Raw genomic sequence first — 26,350 nt, 5'->3', positions numbered from 1 at the left:
CTGTTGCCAGCGCCCGCTTGTTTAGCATATACCCGCAATATTTCAAATCGCAGATGCGTTAGCTGTTTCGCTCACCCCGGTCAAATACCGAAGTAAATTCCCGGGGATCTTTCAATTGCCCGCTTTCTGCAACTGAAATCTTGGGGTATCTACAACTGGTAATTACCAGCGGTAGTGGGCGAACGCCTTGTTGGCTTCGGCCATACGGTGAACGTCTTCACGTTTCTTAACAGCAGTACCTTTGTTGTCTGCTGCATCAGAAAGTTCGTTCGCCAGGCGCAGAGCCATGGATTTATCACCGCGTTTACGAGCAGCTTCAACGATCCAACGCATTGCCAGAGCATTACGACGAACCGGACGTACTTCAACTGGAACCTGATAAGTAGAACCACCTACGCGGCGGGACTTAACTTCCACGGTCGGACGGACGTTGTCCAGAGCGACTTCGAAAGCTTCCAGGCTGTCTTTACCGCTACGTTGAGCCAGGGTCTCAAGTGCGTTGTAGACGATTGCTTCTGCAGTAGATTTTTTACCATCTACCATCAGGATGTTTACGAATTTCGCCAGAAGTTCGGACCCGAACTTAGGATCTGGCAGGATTTTACGTTGACCAATGACGCGACGACGTGGCATGGAAATACTCCGTTGTTAATTCAGGATTGTCCAAAACTCTATGAGTTTATTTTGACAGTAATGTGAAAATGTTTGGCCTTACTTAACGGAGAACCATTAAGACTTCGGCTTTTTAACGCCGTATTTAGAACGAGATTGCTTACGGTCTTTAACGCCTGAACAGTCCAGTGCGCCGCGGACGGTGTGGTAACGCACACCTGGCAAGTCTTTTACACGACCGCCACGGATCAGGATCACGGAGTGTTCCTGCAGGTTATGACCTTCACCGCCGATGTAGGAGGTAACTTCAAAACCGTTAGTCAAACGAACACGACATACTTTACGCAATGCGGAGTTCGGTTTTTTTGGAGTGGTGGTGTACACACGGGTACAAACGCCACGTTTCTGCGGGCATGCTTCCAGCGCTGGAACGTTGCTTTTAGCAACCTTCGTAGAGCGTGGTTTGCGTACCAGCTGATTAATTGTTGCCATTAAAAAGCTCCTGGGATTTGTTTCGTAAACTGCTTTGTAAACACGTGATAAATCGACCCACAATCGGCAGATGCCAATATGGGACGCAGAATTTTATTGCTGACCTGTGAAAGTGTCAAGAAATATACAGCATTTCGCGAAATCACCACGCAACGTGCTGAGTGTGCTTCTCGGTTAAATCAACGAATCCAGTATAGTCGATCGGCGTCACTTTGTGTGAAATTTGACCAATCAAACCTCTAGCCTGCAGATCTTCGCTGAGCACATAAACCGGGCAACTCAGAACAGATATATGGGACTGTGCCAGACTATTTTCAAGTGCCGCCGTGACACCATCCTGCATAAGCAGCAGAGCATCAGAAGGGCTTATCAATCGGATAAGTGCTGCAAGATCACACTGTTGAGGAGAATGGGCCAAGGTAAAAAGCATCTTCTATCTCTGATTAAAATGTGAGTATTACGTGATAATTTGACAGTCGCTGGCGTAGACGTTCAGGTGAGAGTTTCTCGACGTCGAGCACCCAATCGTCAAATTCTGCCAGTCCTCGCTCACTCGCCGACGCCTCACAAAGGAAGCACTCCTCCACGTCGTAAAGCGGTAAAACACCGTAAGTGGCGATATAATTACGCGCTAAAATTTTTTCTGGCTGCTGGCCGGGTAAAAGCTGTAAAACGCCATCCGCCACAAAAAACACGCCGATATTTTCGGATAATGCCGACGTAGCGAGCAGCGCATCCAACCCTTCTCTGCCGGCCGACGTGCCATGCGGCCCCTGTGAAAAAACAAAAGCCACTTTTTTTGCGTCGATTTCTGCCTTCATAACCCTGTCCGTTCCCACCGGTTAAAACTGTACCAGACGATCGCTGCCGAGCGTGGCTTCCGCCAGGCTACCTAATCCGGTTAACGAGAAGCCGGGCTGCAGGTTTGCGTTGATGTCATCTCGGTTAGCGGCTTCATCCTGGTCAATAATGCCTCGACGCAGAGCCGCGGCCACGCAAACGTTCAGTTCAACCTGATGAGACATCGCCAGCAGTTGCCAGGCGCGCACCAGATCAAACTCGTCTGTCGCCGGTGAGCTGAGCTGATTGCCGTTAAGCACACCTTCCCGATAGAAGAATACGCTTTCAAGTTTATGACCGCGTGCAAGCAGCGCCAGAGCGAACTGATAGGCAGCGCTGGCCTGCTGGGTGCCGTAGGGCGCTCCGGTGACCAAAATACTGTATCGCAGAGTCAACCTTAATTCCCCAACGGCTCGCCGCTTTTGAACTGCCGGATATAAAGATAAACCGTGTGTTTGGAGATATTCAGACGATCGGCCACCTGGTTAATCGCATCTTTGATATCAAAAATACCTTTCTCATACAGGTTAAGCACCACCTGACGGTTTTTGGCATTATTGGTCACGTTGCGATCGGCATTCACTTCTTCAATCGTAAACTCCAGCGTCTGTGCGACGAGATCATCGACGGAAGAAGCAAAGTTCACAGAGGGAGAAACGTCCTGCGTTTCAGGCGGCATAAAGGTTTGCATGATCTGCGAAAAAGGCACGTCGAGATTCATGTTGATGCACAGCAGCCCGATCACCCGCTGGGCGTGATTCCGAATAGCGATGGTCACTGACTTCATCAACACGCCGCTTTTCGCACGGGTAAAATAGGCTTTAGACACGTTGCTGTCCGCACCCGTCATATCGTGCAACATACGCAGCGCTAGGTCAGTGATAGGCGAGCCTATCTTACGCCCGGTGTGTTCCCCATTGGCGATACGAATAGCCGAGCATTTCAGATCTTCTAAAGAATGCAGAACTATTTCACAGTGTTGGCCAATCAGCATAGCCAAACCGTCCACCACTGCTTCGTAGGAAGCAAGAATTTCATGGTCGGTTGCACTAAAAGGACGTTGGTCCAGCAAATCCAGATCACCGGTTTCGCCATTTAAAAGCGAATTAGACATTGAAGCTACCACCCTCTACATCGGGACCTTACTCATCATCTGGAGTAAGACTCACCGTTCAATCAGTTTTGGCAGGGTATCACTGCAGCAAAACAGCAGTGAAAATAGGTCCCTACGAGTTTTCAAGTTACTGACGTTAAGCTTGAGAGATAAAGTCGTCAAGTTATCATCATAGAGTAACCCCAGTAAAAATGGGGGAGAAGTGATTAAAAAGCTGAATACAAAAAAAAACCGCCGCATAAGCGACGGTTTTCTCGAACAAAAGTCAGAAATATTTATTCTGATTTTGCAGCTGCAGCAGGGTCAGCTGGCTGAGTTGCGTCTTTCGCGTCAGCTTTTGGTGCTGGTTTGATATCCAGCAACTCGACTTCAAATACCAGAGTAGAGTTGGCAGGGATACCTGGGACACCGCTTGCGCCATAAGCCTGGGCAGGTGGGATTACCAGCTTGATTTTGCCGCCTTTCTTGATGTGTTTCAGGCCTTCGGTCCAGCCTGGGATAACACCGTCAAGACGGAATGACAGTGGCTCGCCACGCTTGTAAGAATCATCAAACACAGTACCGTCTGGCAGAGAACCTTTATAGTTAACGACTACAGTATCGCTGTCTTTAGGTGCTACGCCGGTGCCTGGTTTCTCAACCAGATACAGCAGGCCAGTGTCAGTTTTCTTCACGCCTTTTTCTTTAGCGAAGTCTGCACGGAATTTCTCACCGGCGGTTTCGTTAGCTTTGGCATCAGCTTCCATTTTCTGCTGAGCTGAAGCTTTAACTTTTGCTTCAAAGGTTTGCAGTGTTTTTTCAATATCTGCATCAGACAGCTTGCTCTTATTTGCAAACGCATCCTGAACACCGGCGATCAGCTGGTCTTTATCCAGTTTGATGCCCAGTTTTTCTTGTTCTTTAAGCGAGTTGTCCATGTAACGACCGAGTGAAGCACCCAGCGCGTAAGCAGCCTGCTCATCGTCGTTTTTAAACTGTGCATTCGTGGTAGCTGGTGCTGTAGCCGCTGGTGCAGCCGCAGTAGAATCAGTCGCTTTTGCAGCATCAGCTGCCATGGCCTGAGTGGCGCCCAGGGCAAGAGCCATCGTTGTAGCTAACAGCGTTACTTTAAACAGTGATTTCATCCATTTCTCCAAGACTTGAGGCTCTTACCTCAAGTAACAATTACGAAAGTTCGCCGGTTAATATAACTGTCCGTGTCAATGCATGACAATCGCTATACTACCCGAACGCGCTTAAATAGGACCTTTTTTGCTTCAATAAGTTTCTGAAGTCGCCAGAAAATGGGTAACTCTGAGTTTTTTCTGAATATTGCGGGTAGAATATGGCCCAAAATCTGTCACTCTGATAGACAATCCTTACCAGGCGGCATTAAAGGCTCAAATTATGGAACAAAATCCCTTCGAACAGCGGATTGAAGCGCTGGAAAGTAAACTGGCTTTTCAGGAAGTCACTATCGAAGAGTTGAATCAGATAGTGACCTCGCACCAGCTCGAAATGAGCCGGTTACACGATCACCTGCGCATGTTAACCGACAGACTGCGTGCCTCTCAGCCTTCAATGATTGCCGATGCGTCAGAAGAAACGCCGCCTCCGCATTATTGATATGCCGAATGAAAGCTCGCTAATGCAGGCTAAAACCTATTGGCGAGCATGCGCTGAGCAATAAAAAAGGCGGCCATTTAGCCGCCTTTCTCATTTTCTAACCGGAAATACTGCCGATTAGTGGCTGCAACCACAGCCGCCGGTGCCGCAACCGCCTTGACCGTGGTCATGGCCGTGATCGTGGTCATGGTCGTGACCGTGCTCACCGTGAACGTGGCCGTGAGCCAGTTCTTCTTCGGTTGCTTCGCGGATAGCCACAACTTCAACGTTGAAGTTCAGGTTCTGACCCGCCAGCATATGGTTACCGTCAACCACCACGTGATCGCCGTCAACTTCGGTGATTTCTACTGGAACGGGACCCTGATCGGTGTCAGCCAGGAAACGCATGCCTACTTCAAGCTCGTCAACACCCATGAAGACGTCTTTCGGTACACGTTGAACCAGGTTCTCGTCGTAGTTACCGTAAGCTTCGTTAGCGCCTACGTGCACGTCAAAACGATCGCCAACCGCATGGCCTTCCAGCGCGCTTTCCAGACCGGAAATCAGCGAGCCGTGACCGTGCAGGTAGTCCAGGGGTGCGCTCACCGGTGATTCATCAACCAGCACGCCGTCTTCTGTACGAACCTGATACGCAACGCTGACAACCACGTCTTTAGATACTTTCATGATAACTCCTACCGTTGAAAACTATAATTTCGTCAAATACTGGATTTTGGCGAAGATTGTAGCGGAAAACCGCGCCTCTGTACCCCTAAGCATAAAAAAAGGCGCGCCATAACGCTACTCGGGATGAAAGATCCCAATCACTTGCTCTTCGGCGCGCACGTGCTTGGTCACCTGCTCATCGGTCTGGCGTTTGTGGTGCCCACACTTGGCGCACTCCACCACTTCGACCTGATCTTCCTGCCATAACATCAGTGTATCCAGTGCCTTACACTCAGGGCATACCGCACCGGCGATAAAACGTTTACGGGTTGTAGCCATTTCTTGCCTCTCATGAATTTCAGCCGCGAGGCGTTATTTCTCGCTTCGCCGTACGAAATCCTTTACAAAAAATATTCGGAAACTTCTGTCATCGTACGCGCCGAAACACTATTCGTCATCGTCCCAGCCATCGAGTTGCCGTCTTTCCTTGTGCATTTCGCTCTGGAAGATATCCTCCAGCTCGCGCCGAGCCTCTTTGACACGAGAAATCTGTGCCACGTCGCCCTGCACCTGCGGCACCAGCTCACGCAGCATACGCATGTCAAGACGACGAAAATGCTGCTGGGCGCGATAGGCGCTGTGTGGATGCATACCCAGCGTAATCAGTGCCTTCTTGCCCAACTCCAGCGCGCTGGAAAACGTTTCACGCGAGAAGTTCTGCACACCGGCCTGAAGCAGTTCGTGCGCTTCTACGCGACCGCGCGCACGCGCCAATATATTGAGGTGCGGAAAGTGTTCCTGACACAGACGCACAATTTCCATAGTGTCTTCCGGTTCATTACAGGTGATCACTATCGATTTCGCCTTTTCTGCCCCGGAGGCGCGCAGCAGTTCAAGCTTGGTTGCGTCGCCGTAATACACTTGATAACCGTAGCTGCGCATCAGGCCCACGGCGCTAATATCGCGTTCAAGCACCGTGATACGCATTTTGTTGGCCATCAGCAAACGGCCAATAACCTGGCCAAAACGCCCAAAGCCAACCACGATCACCTGCGGTTCGTTGTCCTCAACAAAATGCTTCTCGTCACTCTCTTCCTGAGCGTTATAACGACGGAACAAAATCCTGTCGACCAGTTTCAGCAGCAGCGGCGTAGTCATCATCGAAAGCGTGACCACCACCAGCAGCAGCGCCAGTTGGGACTGTGAAATCACCTTCAACGCGCCGGCGGCAGAGAACAGCACAAAGGCAAACTCGCCGCCCTGACTCAGTACAGCGGCAAACTGCAAACGTATCGAGGTGCCAAGACCAAACACACGGGCAAACAGGTAAAGCACGCAGCCTTTGACCATCACCAGCAACACGACACCGGCCAGCACAATCAGTATTTGGCTGTAAAGCACGCCGAGATTCAGCGCCATTCCCACCGAGATAAAGAACAGTCCAAGCAATAGTCCCTTAAATGGCTCGATAGCGATTTCCAGTTCGTGCTGATATTCACTTTCAGCCAGTAATATTCCGGCGATAAACGTCCCCAGCGCCATCGAAAAGCCCAGCTCCTGCATAAACAGCGCCGCACCCAATACGGTGAGCAGCGCCGCCGCGGTAAACACTTCGCGTACGCCGGAGGCAACAATAAGGCGAAAGATCGGCCGCAGAAGATAGCGCCCACCGACCAGCATGCCGACAAACGCCAGCACTTTCATGCCGATCATCGACCAGTCATTACCGCCCGAAGAGGTACCTGCCAGAACCGGTACCAGCGCCAGCGCGGGAATAACCGCGATATCCTGAAACAGCAACACCGCAAAGCCAAGCTGACCGCCTTCGTTACGGGTCATGCCTTTATCCTGCATTAACTGCATCGCCATTGCGGTGGACGACATCGCCAGCCCAATACCGCCGATCACCGCCGCCTGCCAGGCAAAATGGGTCAGGTAAAGCAGCCCGCCCAGTACCAACGCGGTGAGAATAACCTGCCCCGCGCCAACGCCAAATATTTGACGACGCAGCTGCCAGAGCTTGCCGGGATTAAGCTCTAAACCGATGATAAACATCAGGAACACGACACCCAGCTCCGAGAAGTGCAAAATTTCGTCTACGTCGCGAATAAAGCCCAGCCCCCAGGGACCAATGGCGATACCGGCCAGCAGGTAGCCGAGTACCGCGCCAATTCCCAGACGCTGTGCAATCGGCACCGCCACAACAGCGGCAAATAAAAACATCAATATTGCGGTGGGTAAATTCGAACTGTCGATAGTTAAACTCCTCCGTGTGGCATGGGGGACTGAAGCCATTCGCCGTAGGCTTCTGCGTGGCTGGCCAACACTTCCGGCTGCTGACGTCGCGCCCAGTAGATGATAATGGGCGTCATCCAGTGCATGTGGCACATGGCGGCGGTCAGCTCGAACGGCCGCATAATTTCACTCATCTTGTAGCGATTGTATCCCCCCGGTCGATAGGCGCCTTCCGGTTCGCCGGTTGTGACTACCGAACGCCAATATTTTCCACTCAGCGCCGTGCCGCCCGCACCGCTGGCAAAACCGCGAGCCAGCACGCGATCCATCCACTCCTTGAGCAACGCCGGACAGCTGTAAGTGTATAAAGGGTGTTGAAAAACAATCACCTTATGCTCACGAAGCAGCTCCTGTTCGCGATGAATATCAATAAAAAAATCGGGGTAGTGCGCATAAAGATCGTGGACAGTGACGTTATCCAACTGCCGGGCCCTGTCGAGCAATAGGCGATTGGCAACCGAATCGGGTGATTCCGGGTGAGCGTACAGCAGCAAAACCTTGGGTGGCTGCGACATCAATACCTCCAAAGCGTCGTCAGGGTGCAATTTTTCAGCTACCATGCTCCGCAAATACAAAATGGGACGTTCCAGACGTCTTATTTACCTTAATATCGTGACAGTCCAATTTAACATACCTTAATTAAACGGCGCTTTATGATAGTTTTCTCATCGTTACAAATCAGGCGTGGCACCAATGTGCTGCTTGACAATGCATCTGCCACTATCAATCCGGGCCAAAAAGTCGGGTTAGTAGGTAAAAACGGCTGCGGTAAATCGACCCTGATTTCGCTGCTGAAAAACGAAATGAGCGCCGACGCGGGCAATCTGACATTTCCGTCCAACTGGGCGTTAGCCTGGGTTAATCAGGAAACGCCAGCACTCGACGTGCCCGCCATTGAGTATGTTATCGACGGTGACCGAGAATTTCGTCAGTTAGAATCCGAATTACAGGCTGCCAACGAACGCGACGACGGTCATGCGATTGCCACGTTGCATGGCAAACTGGACGCGATTCAGGCCTGGACCATTCCGGCCCGCGCCGCCAGCCTGCTCAGCGGACTCGGCTTTAGCCAAAGTCAGCTACAAAATCCGGTGAAGTCTTTCTCCGGCGGTTGGCGTATGCGCCTCAACCTGGCCCAGGCGCTGATCTGCCGTTCTGACCTGCTACTGCTCGACGAACCTACCAACCACTTGGATCTCGATGCAGTGATTTGGCTCGAGAAGTGGCTGAAAAGCTATAACGGTACGCTGGTGCTGATTTCCCACGACCGCGACTTCCTTGACCCGATTGTCGATAAAATCCTGCATATCGAACAGCAGACGATGAATGAATACACCGGTAACTATTCGTCGTTTGAACGCCAGCGCGCCACCAAATTGGCCCAGCAGCAGTCCCTGTTTGAACACCAGCAGGAGAAGGTTTCGCACCTGCAAAGCTACATCAACCGCTTCCGCGCGCAGGCGACGAAAGCCAAGCAGGCGCAGAGCCGCATCAAAATGCTTGAGCGTATGGAGCTGATTGCTCCGGCGCACGTCGACAATCCTTTTCAGTTTAGTTTCAGGTCGCCAGAAAGTCTGCCCGACCCGCTGCTGCGAATGGAAAAAGTCAGCGCGGGCTATGGCGATAACGTCATCCTTGATTCTATCAAGCTGAATTTAGTACCCGGCTCACGCATCGGCCTGCTCGGACGCAACGGCGCGGGTAAATCAACGCTGATTAAACTGCTGGCCGGCACCATGCCGCCACTGTCGGGCGATATTGGCCTGGCAAAAGGCGTTAAGCTCGGGTACTTCGCCCAGCATCAGCTGGAGTTTTTACGCGCAGAAGACTCACCGCTGCAGCATCTGGTGCGTCTGGCAGACAAACAGACTGAACAGCAGCTGCGCGATTACCTCGGCGGTTTCGGCTTTAACGGCGATAAGGTTACCGAAAAAACCGAACGTTTCTCGGGCGGCGAAAAAGCCCGTCTGGTGCTGGCACTGATTGTCTGGCAGCGCCCCAATCTGCTGCTGCTCGATGAACCGACCAACCACCTTGACCTCGACATGCGCCAGGCCTTGACCGAAGCGCTGATGGACTTTGAAGGCGCCATGGTGGTGGTTTCGCACGACCGTCACCTTCTGCGCTCCACCACTGATGACTTGTATTTGGTGCACGCTGGCAAAGTTGAACAATTCGACGGCGACCTTGACGACTACCAGCAGTGGTTAGTTGATATTCAACGCCAGGAGACACAGCAGGACGCGCCGGAGAAAGACGCGGGGGTCAACAGTGCACAGTCGCGTAAAGATCAGAAACGCCGCGAAGCCGATTTCCGCAACCAGACCCAGCCGCTACGCAAGCAGATAACCACCTGGGAAAAGCAGATGGAAAAACTCGGCGCTGCGCTGGCAGCCGTTGAAGAGAAACTGGCGGACTCGGCTATCTATGACATCAGCCGCAAGGCCGATCTCACCGCCTGTTTGCAGCAGCAGATAAAGGTCAAGGGCGAGCTGGAAGAAGTGGAGATGCATTGGCTAGATGCTCAGGAACAGCTTGAGCAATTAGCGCAAGAGTTCAACGCCTGAGAATAGAATAACGGTATGAAAACCGGTGGCGCGAACCTGCGCCACCGGACCTCGCTAAATGCCTTACGCCTGAAAGTACGGCTTGTCTCCAAGAATGGTTGCACGATGCATAATTCGTCGCTGCGGCAAATAGTCCGCATTGGCGTAGTGCTGCGTTACGCGATTGTCCCACAGTGCGATATCGTTCTCCTGCCATCGCCAGCGCACCTGAAACTCGGGTTTGGTGATGTGGCGGAATAGAAAATCAAGCAGCGTTGCACTCTCTTTCTCCGCCAAGTCAACAATGCGCGTGGTGAACCCTTCGTTAACAAACAGCGCCTGCTTACCCGAAACTGGATGCGTACGAATAACCGGATGCAGCACCGGCGGATTCTTTTCTTTGGCTTTCAGCCACTGCTGATGCTCCTCAGGCGTTTTACGGTATTTATACTCCTGGAAAGACTTGGTGAAGTCATGCTCGGCCTGCAAACCGGCCAGTAGCTGTTTAAACGGTGCTGACAGCGCCTCATAGGCCGCAATACCGCTGGTCCACAGCGTATCTCCGCCGGTAGAGGGCAGCCGCTTTGCCGCCAGAATCGCACCCAGCGGCGGGGTTTCAATAAAGGTGACATCCGTGTGCCAGTTGTCGTTATCCGGCGGATTGTTGTCGTCGGTGTCGAGAATGATAATTTCCCGCGCCTCCGGTGTTTGCGGATAAACCGGATGAATATGCAGGTCACCAAAGCGCGCCGCCAGCGCACGCTGCTCAACCGGCGTCACCGGCTGGTTGCGGGCAAACAGCACCTGATACTTCAGCAATGCATGATACAACTGTTCAAACTGCGCATCGGATAGCGGGCGGTTAAGCGACACATCCTCCACCAACGCACCAATATACGGACCCAGCGGGGTAATTTTCAGACGTTCGTTCATTGTTGTTCTCCGTGCCAGGGGGTTAATTTGCGCTGTAGGTAGCGCAGGCCCAATTCGAGCGCACAGGCAATTAGCGCGATAACGCTAATGCCGGCGATAACCACGTCAGTCGCCAAAAACTCTCCGGCCGACTGCACCATAAATCCTAATCCACGGGTGGCGGCGATAAGCTCCGCGGCCACCAGCGTTGACCAGCCGACGCCCAATCCAATGCGCACGCCAGTTAAAATTTCAGGTAATGCCCCCGGCAAGATGACATGCCACAGCACCTGCCAGCGGCTTGCGCCTAACGCCTGCGCGGCGCGAACTCGCACCTTTGACGCGCTGCGTACGCCCGCCAGCGCCGACATTGCCACCGGCGCAAAAATGGCCAGGTAAATCAGCAGAATTTTTGATGTTTCACCGATCCCGAACCAAATCACCATCAGCGGCAAATAGGCCAGCGGAGGAACCGGGCGATATAGCTCAATGAGCGGGTCTAAAATGCCGCGCAGGGTTTCGTTTAACCCCATCGCAATCCCCACCGGCACGCCGATAATCACCGCGGCCAGCAGCGCAACCACGATCCGCGCCAGACTGGCTTCAAGGTGCTGCCACAGGGTTGCGTCCATAAAACCCTGCGGACTGGCGATAGTAATCAGCTGATGCAACACCTGCTGCGGCGCGGGCAGAAACAGCGGCGGAATAAGCTTCAACGCCGTCACCGCCCACCAGATAAACAGCAGTGTTGCCAGCGTGGCAATGCTAAGACGGACGTTGCGCGGTAGCGACCAGCTTCTTGCCGTCGGCGCATCGCGCGTTATCGCTTTAATCACCGGTTCAGCGCTCATAGCTGGGCTCCTCGCTGCTGGAACACCTGACTCAGCACGTACTCACGCTGGCGGATGAATTCTGGGTCTGACTTGATGCTGCGGCAGGACTCACCGTCGGCATAGCGTTTACCAAAGTCCAGCGAGATGCGCTCCAGCACTCTGCCCGGACCTGGCGATAGCAGCAACAGCTCACTGGCGAGAAAAATCGCCTCTTCAATGTCGTGCGTTATCAGGAAAATTTGCTTGCCGGTGTCACGCCAGATGTTCAACAACAGCTCCTGCATCTGCTCGCGAGTAAACGCATCCAGCGCACCAAAAGGCTCATCGAGCAACAGCAAACGCGGGTCGGCCGCCAGCGCGCGAGCAATCCCCACCCGTTGGCGCATGCCGCCCGAAAGCTGCCACAGGTTATGCCGCTCATAACCGGCAAGTCCTACTTTAGAGAGCATCCGCTCCGCCGTTTGTCGACGCTGGCGTTTTTCAATGCCCGCCAGTTGAAGGCCAAATTCGACGTTGCTCTGCACATCACGCCACGGCAACAGCCCTTCATGCTGAAAAACCACGCCGCGTTCGGCACCTGGCCCCGTCACTGGCGAGCCGTCCAGGCTAATCGACCCGCCGCTGGGCGAGGTAAATCCGGCAATAAGATTGAGCAGCGTGGTCTTCCCGCATCCTGACGGACCGAGTACCACCACCAACTGCCCGGCGTCTATCTGCAACGAGATGTCATGCAGCACCGGATTTCCCTGATACTCCGCAGAAAGTTGAGAGACCTGAAGCATGCCGTTCTCCTTACGATTGCGGGCTGGCCTGCACGGCCTTCACGAATTTGTTGGTCACGTAGCTGCTGTAGTCAGAATCGACCTGATCGACCTTGCCCTGCTCTTTAAGGAAACTGGCAGTGTCTTTAATGGCTTTATCAACCGGCTGTCCCAACTGCACTATCTGCTCGTCAACCGGCAGATAGCGGTTACCCTTAACCAGCCCGGCAATTTGTTCATCCGGCACGCCGCTAAGGCGCGACAGGGTATTAAGGTTTGAGGCATCTTTAAGCCACTGGTCAGGATTTTGCAGATAGGCTTTTTGCGCGGCCAATGCGCTGCGAGCAAAGGCAGTCACCACTTCAGGGTGTGCCTGAGCAAAATCTTTACGCACTACCCAAACGTCAAGCGTTGGTGAACCCCATTTGCCGACTTGGGAAGAGTCGGTCAGCACCTTGCCGGTTTTTTCCAGCTCGTTGACCGCCGGTGCCCAAACGTAGGCGCCGTCGATGTCACCGCGCGCCCAGGCGGCAGCAATGGCCGGGGGTTGCAGGTTCACGATAGTGACTTTTTTAGGGTCGATTCCCCAATGCTTCAGGGCCGAGAGCAGGCTGTAATGGGTGGTCGAGATGAACGGCACCGCGATGCGTTTGCCAATCAGGTCCTGCGGACTGTTGATGTTTTTCTTCACCACCAATGCCTCAGAACTTCCCAGCTCAGAGGCCAGCAAGAAAGCCTCGATAGGCAGCTTCTGGCTGGCCGCAACGGCCAATGGGCTCGAGCCGATATTGCCAATTTGCACATCTCCCGAGGCCAGCGCACGCAGCACGCTAGAGCCGCTGTCGAATTTGCGCCAGTCCACTTTGGCACCCGACTCCTTGGCAAAGGTATTTTCAGCCTGTGCCACTTTCGCCGGTTCCGCCGACGTTTGGTAAGCCACGGTGACATCTACCGCGTGTGCGCTAAGTGCAGTCAGTGACAACAGCAGTGCTGCGCCACGAAATATTGAACGGTTTACCATCGGTGAGTGCTCCACAAAAGTGATGAATCATTTTTCTTGGGGTGAGTAGAGCGTTTGTAGCTGAGCACAGGACGCATTAAAAGTAATAATAAATTACTGTTAATATCAAAATGGAATATGCAATGTTTTTGCTGAAAACTTTAGCCCTTCACTGACAAGAACAACTCACGAGGGGATAAAAAAACGGCCATCTCGTTGGATGACCGTCTTCATTATTAATTCACACTAAACCGGCATCAACGCCATATCAACAGCACGCAGGCAGCGGTTAACAACCCCATCGCTACGTTGAAGGTGTACCAGGCACGACGACTGCTCAGCAGGCGACCGATGACCGTACCAAAGCCCAGCCAGATAATTCCAGACACCAAATTGACGATAAACACGCCAAGACTGATTGCCGCCACCGAGTGATTGTACTGCGCACCGGCAAGGCTAAAGCTGGCGACCGCACCCAGCCCCATCAGCCAGGCTTTTGGATTAAGAAACTGCAACAGCCAGCCTTGATACAGGCGGATGGGCTTCGCCTGCGCGGCGTCAGTTTCCAGCGTTTCATAGGCTGAGGTGGCAATTTTCCACGCCAGCCACAGCAGATAAAGGCTGCCGAGCACTTTAAGGATGGTGTGCAGCGCCGGGTAAATCAAAATTAATCCACCCACGCCGAAGGCTACCAGCAGCACGATACTTTGCATACCCAGCATGATGCCAATCATCAACCACAACGAACGCATAAACCCGAAGTTTGCCCCCGAGGTGGTCAACAGCATATTATTTGGGCCCGGCGTAATCGCGGCAACCCATAAAAACCCTAGCATCGAAAGAAATAAACCCAGTTCCATTTTACAGGTGCTCCCCACCCCCAACTATTGTGCAATTAGCAGTGAAGCTATCAGTGTGGTATTGGTAGTACAAGCTTCCAACACGAGATTTTTTTCGCAAAATGGCTGAAAATTTTCACCCTCTGCGCGGCGCTAGCAATCCGCATCTACAGACGTTATTACCCCGCCTGGTCAGAAGACACGTTAAGCTCAAACCGGTTTGGCAGCGACTCGAACTACCAGACGGTGATTTTCTGGACTTGGCATGGAGCGAAAACCCCGAATTTGCCCAACAAAAACCGCGTATGGTGCTTTTTCACGGTCTGGAAGGCAGCTTCACCAGCCCCTATGCGCACGGACTTTTGCAGGCCTGGAAGGACCAGGGCGGCCTTGGCGTTGTCATGCATTTTCGTGGCTGCAGCGGTGAACCCAATCGGCTGCAGCGGATCTATCACTCTGGGGAGACCAGTGATGCCCGCTTCTTCCTCCGCTGGCTAAACGAGACTTATGGCGATGTACCCACTGCGGCAGTGGGTTTCTCACTTGGCGGCAATATGCTGGCCTGCTATCTCGGGCAGGAAGGCGCAGACTGTCGGCTCACGGCGGCGGTGATTGTCTCGGCACCGCTGATGCTCGAACCCTGTGCCCGTCGTCTTGAGCAAGGTTCTTCGCGGATTTATCAGCACTACCTGCTGGACCAGCTCAAAGCCAATGCGCGGCGTAAACTGATTAAATATCCCGGCACGCTGCCGGTGACCTTGGGGCAACTTAAGTCGATGCGACGTATTCGCGAGTTCGACGAAGCTATTACCTCCAAGGCCCACGGTTTTCAAAACGCACTAGACTATTATCGACGCTGTAGCGGCATGCCTCTACTGGCGAGAGTCAAAGTACCGCTACTGATCATTCATGCCAAAGATGACCCTTTTATGACCGACGCGGTTATTCCAAACATACAAGACCTGCCGCCTGAGGTAGAATATCAGCTGACCGAACACGGGGGACACGTCGGTTTCGTTGCCGGCAGTTGGCTCAATCCCGTGATGTGGCTAGAGCAACGAATTCCCGAGTGGCTCGCCCCGAGACTGGCATGCGAATCAACGATTGAGAAAAGAAAATAGCAGATGATCATTCCCTGGAAAGAATTGCCAACGGAAACGCTGGACAGCGTCATTGAAGGTTTTGTACTGCGCGAAGGCACCGACTATGGCGAGCAGGAACGCACGCTGGAGCAAAAAGTAGAAGATGTTCGCCGCCAGCTTAAAAGCGGCGACGTGGTTTTAGTATGGTCAGAGCTGCATGAAACGCTGAACATCATGCCGCGCGGGCAGTTTCGCGCCGGTGAAGAAGAAATAGAAAGACCGGACTATTAGTCTTACGTCTTTATTTAAAAAACGCTGCTCTAGAAAGCACTGCCGCGCCACGGCCGACGCTTAAATCGGTCGCTGCCTGCGCGCTCGGACAGACTGTTAGCTGCGCGCTGAGAGCGCCGCAGCACCTCGCGTTCATCAACTCGGGTGATTTTCCCTTGGCGTAGTACCGCTTCACCATCGACAAAAACGTCCGTGACCTCATGTCCCAACGCTGAGTAGACCAGCGATGAAACGGGGTGATGCACCGGTGTCATCGCAGGATGATCAGTACCCACCACTGCAATATCAGCCTTTTTACCGACCTCAATAGAACCAATAAGATGGTCAAGGCCGATGGCTCGCGCGCCGTCGATGGTCGCCATCTCAAGCACTTTTTCCGCCGTCATAATAGTCGGGTCACGATGTACACCCTTTTGCAGCAGTGCCGCCATTTTCATCGCCTGAAACAGACTGTGATTATTACTGCTAGCCGGTCCGTCAGATCCTAGCCCAACAGTAATGCCCGCCGCCAACATTTCAGGAATGGGTGCCACGCCGGAGGCCAAATACATATTGCTGCACGGATTATGAGACACGCGGACATCGTGATGCTTAAGCGCGCGAATATCACGGCTGCTGCACTGCACGCAGTGAACCGCCAAAACGTCCGGCCCCAGAAAGCCGATTTCACTGAGAAACTCGGTATCTGTACACTGAAAACGCAGTTGCGACTGGGAGATTTCAAAATCCGTTTCGGCGACGTGCGTGGTAATTAAAGCGCCGGTTTCATCGGCCAGCTCGCGGGTGCCGCGCAGCACTTTCTCGTCGAGCGCCCAAATCATGCTCGGTGCAATGCCCACTTTTACCCGGCTTTCCGGGCGATTGTAGCGATAAATCAGCGCACGTGCGTCGGCAAGGGCTGCTTCGGGCGTTTCAATCAGGCGGGCGGGAATGCCATGTTCTTCACCCGTGGTCAAAAAGCCGCGGCAAACGTGCCCACGAATCCCCGTCACCTCAAAGGCTTCGACCACTTTGGCGGTTAATCCGGGGCGAGGATGCGCATACATAAAATCAACCAGCGAAGTCACGCCGGAGCGCAGCGACTCCACGCAGCCGTGCATCGCCGCCGCCAAAACATCTTCTTCGGTCAGCTCAACGGCGCTGGGTCCGGTCATGCAGGTGAACCATTTTTTAAGCACCATGTCATCACCCAGCCCTTTCAGCAGAGTTTGAAACAGGTGCGTATGCGTATTTACCATGCCGGGAATAATGATGGCATCCCGACAGTCGATAACCTCGCACTGCGGATTTTTCGCCTCAAGCTGTTGGCGCGTGCCGATGGCGGTAATAAATTCGCCCTCAATCAAAATGCTGGCTTCTTCCAGTACGTCGCGCTGCGGGTTCATGGTTATCACCCAGCCGTCTGCCAAAATGTATCCCATCGACTCTTCCTCTTTCGAACCTTTTTAACCCGCCAACTGGCTGACAAGTTGCTCAGAATCAATCACGAAACCAAAGCATTGGCGAACGTTATACAGCGTGGCGTCCATACAATACTGCGGTGAAGTCGTGGCGCAGCAGTCCTCCAGCAGCAGGCAGTCATAGCCATGAAAATTGGCATCCTGCAGCGTACACAGCACGCACTGATCGGCATTTACGCCAGCAAACAACAGCGTCGTGACGTTCAAATTACGCAAAATACTGTCAAGTTCGGTGTCTTTAAAACCCGACATCCGGTATTTATTGACTCGAATGTCGTCAGCCAGCGGCGCAAGCTCATCAACCACCGCGGCGGCCCAACTGCCGGACTCCAGCACCGGCTCGCCCGACAGTGGCAAAGGGTCGCCCAATCCCACGCCCTCACCGGTGGGTTTATAAACGTGCAGCAGCGCCGGGCTAAGGTTTAATCGGTCAGCACGATTCCCCCAGTTAAGCCAAACCACCGGCATCTCGACCTCTCGCAGCGCGGGCAGCAAACGCTGCAGCGGTGCAATGGGCGCGCGGGCGGGCATAACGTCAACGCCGATATGCCCCAGCCAGCCGTCGGGATGGCAAAAGTCATTTTGCATGTCGATAACAATCAGTGCGGTGCGGTTGACGTCGAGCTGAATACGGCGCTCGCCATCCTGCGCAACGGCCACCTGCGGCGGCGGTGCATCGCGGACTAAATCAACCTCATCTGCCGAAACGTGCCAGAGATTGCGTGCGCTGGAACCTAGCGGAACCAGAGGAGTTTGCCGCTGTTTCATCGCGCAGAACTCCCCTTCACCCCACTAAGGACGCGCAGGTCCTCCTCATCCAGCTCAACCCGCTCACCGCTGCGAATCAGCTCGGCAAAGCCTTCGTTCGGGGTCATCACCGTCAGGGTATAGAGCTTGCTGCTGCCGGTATTGCGCACCACGTGTTCATTGCCAGGATTAAGCAACAATGCTTTCCCCTGGCTTAATGGCACTTCCTTATCGCCGCACAGCGCTACGCCCTCGCCCGCCAGCACATAGAAAAACTCGTGCGCATGTGCGTGCTCATTGGGCGGAGTAGCGCCTCCCACCTTGAAAATTTCAATCACGAAAATGTGCTCAATATCATCCTGATGCTTGTCAAACAGGATGGCGAAATAGTTGGTGTCCGTCGGGCCAATACGGAAAGCCTGAGCGGATTGAGCATCGGTAGCGCGAAATACAGTGGTCATAGAACTCTCCTAAAATATCCGGGCAGTGGCGATGCCACTGTTATTCCTTGCGGTAAGGCTGGGTCAGCGCGCCCGGCTGTACCGTTTTTCCGACCACGCCGGACATCGCCAGAATGGTCAACAAATAAGGCAGTGCCAATAAAACCTGTGCAGGCAGCGCGTTATCAAACAGTTGTAAAGAGAGCTGCAGTGCATCGGCAGCGCCAAAGATAAACGCCGCCAACAGCGCCTTAATCGGGCTCCAGCGCCCAAAGATGACGATAGCGAGTGCGATAAACCCTTGTCCGCTAACAATATTGTCGCGAAACAGACCGATTTGCGCGGTCACCAAATAGCCGCCAGCCAGACCGGCACCGAGACACGAAAGCATCACGCCATAGGTCCGAATGCGCTGCACGTTAAGGCCCGCGGCGTGCGCCGCGCGCGGATTCTCGCCCACGGCGCGCAACGACAGGCCAAAACGGGTGTGAAACAGCCCAATCTGCGCCACAAACACCAGCACCAGCGTCAGGTAAAGCGGCCAAGGTTGGTTGAAGAAGATGGGTCCCACCAAGGGGATCTTGGCCAGACCCGGCAGAGGTAATGGATTGAACATCGTAAGGGTCGGCGAGGTGTTATTGCCGATAACCAGACTGTAAACGTAGGTCGCCACGCCGGCGGCCAGAATGTTGAACACGATGCCCACCACCACCTGACTGGCCAAAGCCCGCAGGTAGAAGAACGCTAGAAATAAACCGACCAGCAGACCGCCTACGCCCCCGGCAAAAAAACCGAGCACGGTAGAGCCGGAATAGACCGCCACCAAATAGCTGGATAACGCGCCCATTAGCACCGTGCCTTCAATCCCGATGTTTAGCACCCCTGAACGCTCGGCATAAATTTCGCCCAGTGAGGCCAGCAATACCGGTCCGGCAAGACGCACGGCCGCCGCCAGCCAGGTGACAAAAAACGCGATATCAATGTGTGACCACAGGCTCATGATTTGCTCTCCGTGGCGGGGTCGATGAGTGCGTGCTCGGTACGACTAGGCCAGTTAATTCGGTAATAACGCAGAATGTCGCCCGCCAAAATCAGCAGCACCACCAGGCTTTCGAGAATAAAAATAACCGACGTTGGCAGACCGCTTTCACGCTGCATCGCGCTGCCGCCCACTTCGAGTCCGCCGTAGAGAATGGCCGTAGGTATCACGACCAGCGGATTGAGTCGTGCCAACAGCGCCACGACTACGCCGACGAAGCCAACGCCGCCTGCCAATCCGTCCATCAGTCGATGCTGCACGCCCAATACCGCGCACAGTCCGGCAAGGGCCGCCATACCGCCGCCGAGAAACACCGCCAACATTTGACGCCGTATCACGTTAATCCCGCCGTAGCGCGCCGCCTTAGGATTGAGTCCGCTAACGATAATTTCGTAACCCATTGGCGTTTTACGGATCAGTGCCCAGACAAAAACCGAGCACGTCAGCGCGATCAGTAGCCCCATGTGCGCCCGCGTACCGGGTAAAATAAAGCCTAACCAGCTTTCCATCGGCAAACGCGGCGTCTGCGGCAAATCGCCCACCGCACGCATCGGACCCGAGACCAAATATTGGATCAGAAAGGCGGCCACATAGTTGGCCATCAGCGAAATCAGCACATCGTTGCCGCCAAAGCGCACGCGCAGGAATCCAACCATGCCAGCCCACACGCCGCCTGCGGCAAAGGCGGCTATCAGTACCACCGGCCAGAACGCCCAGACAGGCAGCATTATTGCCATGCCCTGCGGCGTGCCGCCCAAGGCCACCCAGGAAGCCGCCGCCGCGCCCACCAGGAAGCAGCCTTCAAATCCGATATAGCCCAGTCCACCACGCCAGACAACGATAGTTGCCTGAGCAATTAAAATCAGCGGCGTGGCCTGCACCAACGTCTGAGCGAAGCCGCGCAGTGAGCCAAACGCCTCATCAAACAGCGAGGCAAACGCCGCTAACGGATTGGCGCCAAAGGGAATAAACAGCAGCCCAGCCAGAATAAAAGCCACCAGCAGTGCCAGTAGCGTTGTACCCGCCAGCGCCAGTGAAGAGTCGGCGGGGATGTGACGCTTGATGAGCAACGGCTTCATGACGCCTCCCGCGATAAACGGCCACCGGCCATCAGTTCACCAATGTGTTCCACACTGGCCTCGGCCGCGTTCAGCACGCCGGCAATTTGCCCTTCATACATCACGGCGATCCTGTCTGATAAATTCATGATTTCTTCAAGTTCTGCGGAGATCATCACAATGGCGCAGCCCTGTTGCCGCGCCTCGAGCAGCCCCTGCCACACCGCCTCCACCGCGCCAACATCAAGACCACGCGTCGGTTGCTCGACCACTAGCACCCGTGGTTTGCGCATGACCTCACGGCCAAGGATCAGCTTCTGCAGGTTTCCGCCCGAAAGTTTTCCAGCCTCAAATTCGAGGTCCGGCGTGATCACGTTAAAGTGGTTAACGATAGCCTGGGCTTTTTGCGCGATGGCTTTAGAGCTGAGAAACCAGCCTTTGGCATAAGTATGCTGCCGAGGCTCACCCAAAATGGCGTTATCGGCTATCGACATGGCGGTAACCGACCCCACGCCGCGCCGGTCTGCGGGAATAAATCCCATACCGGCGGCGCGTCGCTGGGCCGGTGAGTGCTCGGAAATATCTTCGCCGCCGAGCATGATGCGCCCCGCCTCAATCGGGCGCAGATTGAGCAACGCATCGGCGAGTTCCGACTGCCCGTTACCGTCGACACCGGCAATGCCCAAAATTTCACCCGCGTGAACCTTTAGCGCCACGCGCCAAATTTTTTGGTTACCGGCTTCATCACGCATGGCGATGTTATCGATGTGCAGCACTTCTTTGCCCGGAGCCTGCGGCACTTTTACTATCCGCAGCAACACGTCACGACCCACCATGCGGCGCGCGAGATCGGTTTCAGAGGTGTCGCCCACCGCCACGCTCTCGACCATACAGCCGCTGCGCATAACCGAAACACTGTTGGCAATGGCCATAATTTCATAAAGTTTGTGGGTTACGATGACGATTGAACGCCCCTCGACACGCAGTGAATTCAGGGTTGCAAACAGACCCTCTTTTTCACGCGGCGTCAGTACGGCTGTGGGTTCATCAAGAATTAGCACCTTGGCATCGCGGTAGAGCAGCTTGAGTATTTCTACCCGCTGCTGGACGCCAATCGGTAAATGGGCCACTTTCGCCCACGGGTCAACCGCCAGTCCGTGGCGGTCTGAAATCTGCTGCAAACGTTTTGCGGCGTCCTGTAAATCGAGGCGGCCGCTGCGCGTTTCTTTCAATCCGAGAATAACGTTCTCAACCACAGTCATCGGCTGAACCAGCATGAATTCCTGATGCACCATGCCAATGCCTAACGCAATGGCATCGCTCGGACTGCGGATACTGACCGGCTTACCCTCGACTAAAATTTGTCCTTCATCTGCCTGATACAGCCCGTACAGAATCTGCATCAGCGTGCTTTTACCGGCCCCGTTTTCGCCCAGTAGCGCGATAATCTCACCGGCACCGACTGACATGCTCACGTTGTGGTTAGCCGTGACCTTACCAAACCGCTTGGTGATGCCTTTTAGTTCAACAACCGGCACTTTGGCATTAACCGCCAACAGGCAAGGTTCAGACAGGGTCATTCACAAATTCCTCAGGTTTTACTCAGCTTTCACTCAGACTTTAATCAGTGAGGCGACGTTGATACTGCCCGCATCAAGCTGGCTCCATACGGCCTGGAATGTTGCCCAAGCGTCGGCGCTGACCAACTTGCTGTTAAAACTCTCTTTGCCATAAAGCGGAAGCCAGGCTTTCGCGACGCTAGGCTGCCACTCTTGTCCGCCGAGAAACGTTTTGTCGCGTACGCTGTGCGCTACGGACTCAACGACCCACGGCAGATTGGTTTCAAAGCTGGTCGCCACAAAGTCCGGGGCGATATTTTTTTGGTCGGCATAGCAACCGATGGCTTTCACCTTCGCCGCCGCCGCACCCTGAATCGCGCCCAGACCGGTAACGTCGGCGGTGTGCCAGATAACGTCGGCACCATTACCTATCATGGTGCTGGCGGCTTCACGGCCTTTTGCCGCGTTGTCGTAATCACCGGTCACGATACCCAAGCCTTTAATCCCCGGGCGCGTTTTTTCGGCACCGGCAATAAAGGCTCGCATCATGCCCTGCTGAGTCGGGTTATCCCCGCCGCCAACATAGCCCACTGCTTTGCCTTTTTCGGAAATTAACGCCGCCAGCGCACCGGCACCGTAGGCTGCATTTAGATAGGCAAGATTGACGAACTCCACGTTGGTCGGCGCTTTTTCGGCCGGTTTAAAGGTGGTAGCAAAGAAATAGGTATCAGGGTATTCCGGCGCAATTTGGTCAAATTCAGAGCCGTATTCAAAACTGTGCCCGATAATCAGGTTATAGCCGTCGTCGGCATAGCCACGAATAACCTGGTCCATCTGCGCCTGTGCCACGCTCTCGCTGCTGGCAACTTTAAAGCCCTGCGCTTTCAGATTTTGCAAACCCTGATAAGCCAGCTGGCTCCAGCCACCGTCAGCCACCGATCCCGGCAGTAACAGAGCAACCTTGATCTCTTTATCCGCCGCAAAGGCCTGGCGAGAAAATAACGGTGCAGCAATAGGAATCAACATCATGCTTGCCAAACCTTTGGCAAAATTACGGCGCGATAAACCAGACATAAGCTTTACTCCCCCAAGAACAGTGCTCCATTTATGCCCACAAATTCGCTACCTTAAAAGCATTGTTTTTCGCACTCTTCGATGCCTTTTTGGCAACACTTGATGAAAATATCGCCGTAACCTTTATTTGGAGAAAAATATGCTGCAACACCGACTGCTGATGTATCTCGATCAGGTTGCGCGCGCGGGTTCTATACGCAAAGCCGCAGCACGCCTGCATATTTCCGCATCCGCTATCAACCGGCAGATTCTGGCGCTGGAAGACGAACTCGGTACGCCGCTGTTTCAGCGTCTTCCACGTAAGATGGTGCTCACCGCCGCCGGTGAAGTGCTTATCCACCACGTTCGTCAGAGTTTTAAAGAACTTGAGTGGGCCCAGGTGAAAATTGAGGAGCTGAAGGGGCTGCGTCGCGGCGAGGTGACAGTGGCGATGATGAGCGGGCTGGCGGCCAACCTCATCCCACGCATGGCCAGCGAATTTCGACGCGCCAACCCGCGGGTGAAGCTTATTTTGCGGCAGTTGACCAACGGCGATGAAATCATGGCGGCGGTAGAATCCGGTGAGGCTGACCTAGGGATAGGGTTCGACTTTGACTTGCCTCCCACGCTGCGGGTGCTGTCCAGCGTAGCCGGCAGGCTGGGTGCCGTGGTTGCACCGGGACATCCGCTAGCCGATAAGACCAGTCTGCGGATCAGCGACTGTATCGCCTATCCGATTATCATCGCTGACAAAAGCACGGTCATTCGGCCCTACCTCAATGACGTGTTCGCCAAGGCGTTGGTCAGCGCACATCCGGTGATTGAAACCAATTCGATTGAGGTCATGCGCCACGCGGCGATGGTCGATCAGGGACTGACTTTCCTGACCCCATTCGACATTGAATTTGACCAACGCGCGGGCCGACTCATTTATATTCCGGTCAGAGAGTTGGGGCAGCAAACCCAGCAACTGATGCTGATTGGGCACGACAGAGGCACCAGCGCGATAGGCAGCGTACTGGCCGAAACGGTAAAGGGCATGATGTCTGAAACCGGTTGAAGTGCCGGCTTGGCTATGACGTTATTTGGCGTTAAAACGCGTTTTCTGATTGAGCGCGCTTAGCGGATACTGCGCCACTTCGCCTACCAGCGACACCAGCGCACGCGCCGCACGCTCAACCTGTTCTTCGCCTCGAGCCGCATCGGCTGCCGCTGCATTACCGGTCACGCCTGCCGGATGGAGGTCCTGAGCCTGCCAGCCAAAGCCCACGCCGCCTTCTGGGGTCAGAATACCGCCCTTTTCTGCCAGCGCTTCGGCCGCTGACACAAAGTTTTCGGCCCGCTCCATCGCCACCAATTCGGGGTGCAAATGCAGCATTACGCTGGTTTCAGACTCTCCGCCGTGGATGCCAAACTCCAGCTCATTCGCACGATAAAGGTCGCTGCTGTCGATAGTTGCAAACCAGCTAGCGCCCACTGCAAGCATGCCAAGCTCAACGCGAAGCTGGCGACATACGATGTCCATCAACTGAGGCTGGCCACCGTGGGAGTTCCAAAAAATTATCCTGCGCGCACCGGCCCGCCATGCGCTTTTCGCCACTTCAAACCATACTTTAGCCAACACCTCAAACGGCAGCGTCAAGGTGCCAGGATACTCAAGATGTTCGTCGGACTTGCCTATCGGTAAGGCGGGTAACACCAGCGCTGGCTGGTCGGCGGGTAATAACGTCACCGCACGCGCGACAATACCGGCGTTAATGGCGGCGTCAACCCGCACTGGCAGATGCGGACCGTGCTGCTCTACCGCGCCAATGGGCAGAATTACCACCACATTTTCCATATCAAGCTGGCTAAACTCCAGCGTGGACAAATCCCACCACCAGCGGGAGGAAGGCATTTTCATCAGGAAATTCTCCGAAATCTTGTGCGAGACAACCAGGAATATTGCCCTCCAGTGTAGAGAATAATGCGTGAGATTAAAGCATCAAAAAGGTGTCACTGCGTTGCGTTAAAGGCATCAATCAGAAGTGCGGTCGGTTAAAAGTTCCGATGAGAGGCTCTATAATTCAGCGCATAGATATGGTAACAATAAGCGTAATTATGCGTATTAGCCTTCCCCAATAGATTCCTGGTGCAGATGCGTTGACTGCAATTTGAAAGATGAAGGGATTACCATGTCAGCTAAACACCCAGTTATAGCCGTAACCGGCTCAAGCGGCGCCGGAACCACCACCACCAGCGTGGCGTTTCGCAAGATATTTCAGCAGCTCGGTCTGCATGCGGCCGAGCTTGAAGGCGACAGCTTCCATCATTTTACTCGTCCAGAAATGGACGCCGCCATTCGTAAAGCGCGCGACCTCGGCCGACACATTAGCTACTTTGGCCCCGAAGCCAACGACTTCTCGCTACTCGAACAGAGCTTTGTTGAATATGGCAAAAGCGGTACTGGGCGTTCGCGAAAATATTTGCATACTTATGACGAAGCCGTGCCCTACAATCAGGTACCCGGCACCTTTACGCCGTGGCAGGCGCTGCCTGAGCCAACCGACATTCTTTTTTATGAAGGACTGCACGGTGGCGTAGTCACCAACCAGGTCGATGTCGCCAAACAGGTCGATTTATTGGTCGGCGTGGTACCCATCGTTAACCTTGAGTGGATACAAAAGCTGGTGCGCGACACCGGCGAGCGCGGCCACTCGCGTGAAGCAGTGATGGACTCGGTAGTGCGGTCGATGGACGACTACATCAATTACATTACGCCGCAGTTTTCACGCACCCATATTAACTTCCAGCGCGTACCGACCATCGATACCTCTAACCCGTTTGCCGCCAAGGCCATTCCTTCGCTGGATGAGAGCTTTGTGGTTATTCATTTTCAAGGTCTGGACCAGATTGACTTCCCCTATCTGCTGGCAATGCTGCAGGGATCGTTTATTTCGCACATCAATACGTTGGTGGTGCCGGGGGGAAAAATGGGCCTGGCGATGGAGCTTATTATGGGGCCACTGGTGCAGCGGCTGATGGAAGGCAAAAAGATCGAGTAATCAGTCGATATACTTCGCAAAAACGCCGCTAACCTTCACGGCGCGGCGTTTTATCACTTTCTATTGCCTAAACAGCAAACCGG

General features: G+C 54.1%; 30 protein-coding genes. 6 read left to right on the top strand and 24 right to left on the bottom strand.

Annotated features, from left to right (window positions below; all coding sequences use genetic code 11):
• Positions 1-162 precede the first annotated feature (162 nt).
• The 7 genes from rpsG to fkpA all read right to left on the bottom strand — a co-directional run bounded on the left by rpsG (position 163) and on the right by fkpA (position 4,182).
• Positions 163-633, bottom strand: coding sequence for a 30S ribosomal protein S7 (gene rpsG / locus GA565_RS02805; protein WP_009638962.1), 471 nt, complete (start codon positions 631-633; stop codon positions 163-165).
• Positions 634-729: 96 nt separating this feature from the next.
• Positions 730-1,104: a 30S ribosomal protein S12 gene (gene rpsL / locus GA565_RS02800; RefSeq protein WP_013573668.1), complete on the bottom strand. Its 375-nt coding sequence runs from the start codon at positions 1,102-1,104 to the stop codon at positions 730-732.
• A 142-nt stretch (positions 1,105-1,246) separates the two neighbouring features.
• Positions 1,247-1,534 (bottom strand): sulfurtransferase complex subunit TusB, encoded by a 288-nt coding sequence (gene tusB, locus GA565_RS02795; RefSeq protein ID WP_152197292.1) that lies wholly within the window; start codon positions 1,532-1,534, stop codon positions 1,247-1,249.
• Positions 1,535-1,547: 13 nt separating this feature from the next.
• Positions 1,548-1,925 (bottom strand): sulfurtransferase complex subunit TusC, encoded by a 378-nt coding sequence (tusC, locus tag GA565_RS02790; RefSeq protein WP_152197291.1) that lies wholly within the window; start codon positions 1,923-1,925, stop codon positions 1,548-1,550.
• A gap of 21 nt (positions 1,926-1,946) precedes the next feature.
• Complete coding sequence (tusD, locus tag GA565_RS02785) at positions 1,947-2,339, bottom strand: sulfurtransferase complex subunit TusD (protein ID WP_152197290.1); 393 nt, start codon at positions 2,337-2,339, stop codon at positions 1,947-1,949.
• Between the two features lie 2 nt (positions 2,340-2,341).
• On the bottom strand, positions 2,342-3,058 hold the full coding sequence (locus GA565_RS02780) for a transcriptional regulator (RefSeq protein ID WP_193311868.1): 717 nt from the start codon (positions 3,056-3,058) through the stop codon (positions 2,342-2,344).
• 275 nt (positions 3,059-3,333) lie between these two features.
• Positions 3,334-4,182 carry an FKBP-type peptidyl-prolyl cis-trans isomerase gene (gene fkpA / locus GA565_RS02775; protein WP_152197288.1) on the bottom strand — a complete coding sequence of 283 codons (849 nt, stop codon included), beginning with the start codon at positions 4,180-4,182 and terminating at the stop codon, positions 3,334-3,336.
• A 262-nt stretch (positions 4,183-4,444) separates the two neighbouring features.
• On the opposite strand from fkpA, the gene GA565_RS02770 reads away from it, so the two are divergent.
• A complete protein-coding gene (locus GA565_RS02770; protein WP_055776248.1) occupies positions 4,445-4,663 on the top strand; it encodes a protein SlyX in 219 nt (72 codons plus the stop codon).
• 117 nt (positions 4,664-4,780) lie between these two features.
• On the opposite strand, the gene slyD is transcribed toward GA565_RS02770, so the two are convergent.
• From slyD to kefG, 4 genes are all read right to left on the bottom strand, one after another.
• Entirely contained in the window at positions 4,781-5,329 is a 549-nt protein-coding gene (gene slyD / locus GA565_RS02765) for a peptidylprolyl isomerase (RefSeq protein WP_055776239.1), read from the bottom strand.
• Between the two features lie 114 nt (positions 5,330-5,443).
• Positions 5,444-5,647: a YheV family putative zinc ribbon protein gene (locus GA565_RS02760; protein WP_055776236.1), complete on the bottom strand. Its 204-nt coding sequence runs from the start codon at positions 5,645-5,647 to the stop codon at positions 5,444-5,446.
• 108 nt (positions 5,648-5,755) lie between these two features.
• A complete protein-coding gene (gene kefB / locus GA565_RS02755) occupies positions 5,756-7,603 on the bottom strand; it encodes a glutathione-regulated potassium-efflux system protein KefB (RefSeq protein WP_370518014.1) in 1,848 nt (615 codons plus the stop codon).
• Positions 7,567-8,118, bottom strand: coding sequence for a glutathione-regulated potassium-efflux system ancillary protein KefG (gene kefG / locus GA565_RS02750; protein ID WP_152197287.1), 552 nt, complete (start codon positions 8,116-8,118; stop codon positions 7,567-7,569). Before kefG ends, kefB begins: the two co-directional genes overlap by 37 nt.
• A 138-nt stretch (positions 8,119-8,256) precedes the next feature.
• Between kefG and GA565_RS02745 the strand changes: the two genes are divergently transcribed.
• A complete protein-coding gene (locus GA565_RS02745) occupies positions 8,257-10,170 on the top strand; it encodes an ABC transporter ATP-binding protein (protein WP_152197286.1) in 1,914 nt (637 codons plus the stop codon).
• Positions 10,171-10,233: 63 nt separating this feature from the next.
• On the opposite strand, the gene tauD is transcribed toward GA565_RS02745, so the two are convergent.
• From tauD to GA565_RS02720, 5 genes are all read right to left on the bottom strand, one after another.
• Positions 10,234-11,082 carry a taurine dioxygenase gene (gene tauD / locus GA565_RS02740; RefSeq protein ID WP_055776230.1) on the bottom strand — a complete coding sequence of 283 codons (849 nt, stop codon included), beginning with the start codon at positions 11,080-11,082 and terminating at the stop codon, positions 10,234-10,236.
• On the bottom strand, positions 11,079-11,912 hold the full coding sequence (tauC, locus tag GA565_RS02735) for a taurine ABC transporter permease TauC (RefSeq protein ID WP_152197285.1): 834 nt from the start codon (positions 11,910-11,912) through the stop codon (positions 11,079-11,081). The genes tauD and tauC overlap by 4 nt, the downstream gene beginning before the upstream one ends.
• On the bottom strand, positions 11,909-12,676 hold the full coding sequence (gene tauB, locus GA565_RS02730) for a taurine ABC transporter ATP-binding subunit (protein ID WP_152197284.1): 768 nt from the start codon (positions 12,674-12,676) through the stop codon (positions 11,909-11,911). The genes tauC and tauB overlap by 4 nt, the downstream gene beginning before the upstream one ends.
• Positions 12,677-12,686: 10 nt before the next feature.
• Positions 12,687-13,676, bottom strand: a complete 990-nt coding sequence (gene tauA / locus GA565_RS02725) for a taurine ABC transporter substrate-binding protein (RefSeq protein WP_193311867.1) — start codon at positions 13,674-13,676, stop codon at positions 12,687-12,689.
• 236 nt (positions 13,677-13,912) lie between these two features.
• Positions 13,913-14,515, bottom strand: a complete 603-nt coding sequence (locus GA565_RS02720; protein WP_152197283.1) for a LysE family translocator — start codon at positions 14,513-14,515, stop codon at positions 13,913-13,915.
• Positions 14,516-14,616: 101 nt separating this feature from the next.
• Here GA565_RS02720 and GA565_RS02715 point away from each other — a divergent pair, with 101 nt between their 5' ends.
• Both GA565_RS02715 and GA565_RS02710 read left to right on the top strand, forming a co-directional pair.
• The gene (locus GA565_RS02715) at positions 14,617-15,615 is read left to right on the top strand and encodes a hydrolase (protein WP_152197282.1); all 999 of its coding nucleotides are present in this window, start codon (positions 14,617-14,619) and stop codon (positions 15,613-15,615) included.
• Between the two features lie 3 nt (positions 15,616-15,618).
• Positions 15,619-15,867, top strand: a complete 249-nt coding sequence (locus GA565_RS02710; protein WP_055776207.1) for a YheU family protein — start codon at positions 15,619-15,621, stop codon at positions 15,865-15,867.
• Between the two features lie 29 nt (positions 15,868-15,896).
• On the opposite strand, the gene GA565_RS02705 is transcribed toward GA565_RS02710, so the two are convergent.
• From GA565_RS02705 to GA565_RS02675, 7 genes are read right to left on the bottom strand one after another with little or no spacing between them, the layout of a single operon-like run.
• Positions 15,897-17,288, bottom strand: coding sequence for an amidohydrolase family protein (locus GA565_RS02705; protein WP_152197281.1), 1,392 nt, complete (start codon positions 17,286-17,288; stop codon positions 15,897-15,899).
• A gap of 24 nt (positions 17,289-17,312) precedes the next feature.
• Positions 17,313-18,095, bottom strand: a complete 783-nt coding sequence (locus GA565_RS02700; protein ID WP_152197280.1) for a cysteine hydrolase family protein — start codon at positions 18,093-18,095, stop codon at positions 17,313-17,315.
• Positions 18,092-18,535, bottom strand: coding sequence for a cupin domain-containing protein (locus GA565_RS02695; RefSeq protein ID WP_152197279.1), 444 nt, complete (start codon positions 18,533-18,535; stop codon positions 18,092-18,094). The genes GA565_RS02700 and GA565_RS02695 overlap by 4 nt, the downstream gene beginning before the upstream one ends.
• 40 nt (positions 18,536-18,575) lie before the next feature.
• A complete protein-coding gene (locus GA565_RS02690) occupies positions 18,576-19,514 on the bottom strand; it encodes an ABC transporter permease (protein ID WP_152197278.1) in 939 nt (312 codons plus the stop codon).
• A complete protein-coding gene (locus tag GA565_RS02685) occupies positions 19,511-20,632 on the bottom strand; it encodes an ABC transporter permease (RefSeq protein ID WP_152197277.1) in 1,122 nt (373 codons plus the stop codon). Before GA565_RS02685 ends, GA565_RS02690 begins: the two co-directional genes overlap by 4 nt.
• Positions 20,629-22,191, bottom strand: coding sequence for an ABC transporter ATP-binding protein (locus tag GA565_RS02680; RefSeq protein WP_152197276.1), 1,563 nt, complete (start codon positions 22,189-22,191; stop codon positions 20,629-20,631). Before GA565_RS02680 ends, GA565_RS02685 begins: the two co-directional genes overlap by 4 nt.
• 33 nt (positions 22,192-22,224) lie before the next feature.
• A complete protein-coding gene (locus GA565_RS02675; protein ID WP_152197275.1) occupies positions 22,225-23,244 on the bottom strand; it encodes a BMP family protein in 1,020 nt (339 codons plus the stop codon).
• A 139-nt stretch (positions 23,245-23,383) separates the two neighbouring features.
• On the opposite strand from GA565_RS02675, the gene GA565_RS02670 reads away from it, so the two are divergent.
• Positions 23,384-24,283, top strand: a complete 900-nt coding sequence (locus tag GA565_RS02670; protein WP_152197274.1) for a LysR family transcriptional regulator — start codon at positions 23,384-23,386, stop codon at positions 24,281-24,283.
• A 21-nt stretch (positions 24,284-24,304) separates the two neighbouring features.
• On the opposite strand, the gene GA565_RS02665 is transcribed toward GA565_RS02670, so the two are convergent.
• The gene (locus GA565_RS02665) at positions 24,305-25,126 is read right to left on the bottom strand and encodes a creatininase family protein (protein ID WP_152197273.1); all 822 of its coding nucleotides are present in this window, start codon (positions 25,124-25,126) and stop codon (positions 24,305-24,307) included.
• Positions 25,127-25,397: 271 nt separating this feature from the next.
• Between GA565_RS02665 and GA565_RS02660 the strand changes: the two genes are divergently transcribed.
• The gene (locus GA565_RS02660) at positions 25,398-26,267 is read left to right on the top strand and encodes a phosphoribulokinase (protein WP_152197272.1); all 870 of its coding nucleotides are present in this window, start codon (positions 25,398-25,400) and stop codon (positions 26,265-26,267) included.
• The last annotated feature ends 83 nt before the right edge of the window (positions 26,268-26,350 follow it).

This window comes from Rouxiella sp. S1S-2, assembly GCF_009208105.1.
Lineage (GTDB): Bacteria > Pseudomonadota > Gammaproteobacteria > Enterobacterales > Enterobacteriaceae > Rouxiella.
The sequence above is the reverse complement of the archived record's forward strand: the minus strand, read 5'-3'. Positions and strand labels throughout refer to the sequence as shown.

Excerpts from the sequence above, each read along its gene's own strand:
- rpsG (WP_009638962.1), bottom strand. The coding sequence starts at position 633 with ATGCCACGTCGTCGCGTCATTGGTCAACGTAAAATCCTGCCAGATCCT.
- rpsL (WP_013573668.1), bottom strand. The coding sequence starts at position 1,104 with ATGGCAACAATTAATCAGCTGGTACGCAAACCACGCTCTACGAAGGTT.
- tusB (WP_152197292.1), bottom strand. The coding sequence starts at position 1,534 with ATGCTTTTTACCTTGGCCCATTCTCCTCAACAGTGTGATCTTGCAGCA.
- tusC (WP_152197291.1), bottom strand. The coding sequence starts at position 1,925 with ATGAAGGCAGAAATCGACGCAAAAAAAGTGGCTTTTGTTTTTTCACAG.
- GA565_RS02780 (WP_193311868.1), bottom strand. The coding sequence starts at position 3,058 with ATGTCTAATTCGCTTTTAAATGGCGAAACCGGTGATCTGGATTTGCTG.
- fkpA (WP_152197288.1), bottom strand. The coding sequence starts at position 4,182 with ATGAAATCACTGTTTAAAGTAACGCTGTTAGCTACAACGATGGCTCTT.
- GA565_RS02770 (WP_055776248.1), top strand. The coding sequence starts at position 4,445 with ATGGAACAAAATCCCTTCGAACAGCGGATTGAAGCGCTGGAAAGTAAA.
- slyD (WP_055776239.1), bottom strand. The coding sequence starts at position 5,329 with ATGAAAGTATCTAAAGACGTGGTTGTCAGCGTTGCGTATCAGGTTCGT.
- GA565_RS02760 (WP_055776236.1), bottom strand. The coding sequence starts at position 5,647 with ATGGCTACAACCCGTAAACGTTTTATCGCCGGTGCGGTATGCCCTGAG.
- kefB (WP_370518014.1), bottom strand. The coding sequence starts at position 7,603 with ATGGCTTCAGTCCCCCATGCCACACGGAGGAGTTTAACTATCGACAGT.
- kefG (WP_152197287.1), bottom strand. The coding sequence starts at position 8,118 with ATGTCGCAGCCACCCAAGGTTTTGCTGCTGTACGCTCACCCGGAATCA.
- GA565_RS02745 (WP_152197286.1), top strand. The coding sequence starts at position 8,257 with ATGATAGTTTTCTCATCGTTACAAATCAGGCGTGGCACCAATGTGCTG.
- tauD (WP_055776230.1), bottom strand. The coding sequence starts at position 11,082 with ATGAACGAACGTCTGAAAATTACCCCGCTGGGTCCGTATATTGGTGCG.
- tauC (WP_152197285.1), bottom strand. The coding sequence starts at position 11,912 with ATGAGCGCTGAACCGGTGATTAAAGCGATAACGCGCGATGCGCCGACG.
- tauB (WP_152197284.1), bottom strand. The coding sequence starts at position 12,676 with ATGCTTCAGGTCTCTCAACTTTCTGCGGAGTATCAGGGAAATCCGGTG.
- tauA (WP_193311867.1), bottom strand. The coding sequence starts at position 13,676 with ATGGTAAACCGTTCAATATTTCGTGGCGCAGCACTGCTGTTGTCACTG.
- GA565_RS02720 (WP_152197283.1), bottom strand. The coding sequence starts at position 14,515 with ATGGAACTGGGTTTATTTCTTTCGATGCTAGGGTTTTTATGGGTTGCC.
- GA565_RS02715 (WP_152197282.1), top strand. The coding sequence starts at position 14,617 with ATGGCTGAAAATTTTCACCCTCTGCGCGGCGCTAGCAATCCGCATCTA.
- GA565_RS02710 (WP_055776207.1), top strand. The coding sequence starts at position 15,619 with ATGATCATTCCCTGGAAAGAATTGCCAACGGAAACGCTGGACAGCGTC.
- GA565_RS02705 (WP_152197281.1), bottom strand. The coding sequence starts at position 17,288 with ATGGGATACATTTTGGCAGACGGCTGGGTGATAACCATGAACCCGCAG.
- GA565_RS02700 (WP_152197280.1), bottom strand. The coding sequence starts at position 18,095 with ATGAAACAGCGGCAAACTCCTCTGGTTCCGCTAGGTTCCAGCGCACGC.
- GA565_RS02695 (WP_152197279.1), bottom strand. The coding sequence starts at position 18,535 with ATGACCACTGTATTTCGCGCTACCGATGCTCAATCCGCTCAGGCTTTC.
- GA565_RS02690 (WP_152197278.1), bottom strand. The coding sequence starts at position 19,514 with ATGAGCCTGTGGTCACACATTGATATCGCGTTTTTTGTCACCTGGCTG.
- GA565_RS02685 (WP_152197277.1), bottom strand. The coding sequence starts at position 20,632 with ATGAAGCCGTTGCTCATCAAGCGTCACATCCCCGCCGACTCTTCACTG.
- GA565_RS02680 (WP_152197276.1), bottom strand. The coding sequence starts at position 22,191 with ATGACCCTGTCTGAACCTTGCCTGTTGGCGGTTAATGCCAAAGTGCCG.
- GA565_RS02675 (WP_152197275.1), bottom strand. The coding sequence starts at position 23,244 with ATGTCTGGTTTATCGCGCCGTAATTTTGCCAAAGGTTTGGCAAGCATG.
- GA565_RS02670 (WP_152197274.1), top strand. The coding sequence starts at position 23,384 with ATGCTGCAACACCGACTGCTGATGTATCTCGATCAGGTTGCGCGCGCG.
- GA565_RS02665 (WP_152197273.1), bottom strand. The coding sequence starts at position 25,126 with ATGAAAATGCCTTCCTCCCGCTGGTGGTGGGATTTGTCCACGCTGGAG.
- GA565_RS02660 (WP_152197272.1), top strand. The coding sequence starts at position 25,398 with ATGTCAGCTAAACACCCAGTTATAGCCGTAACCGGCTCAAGCGGCGCC.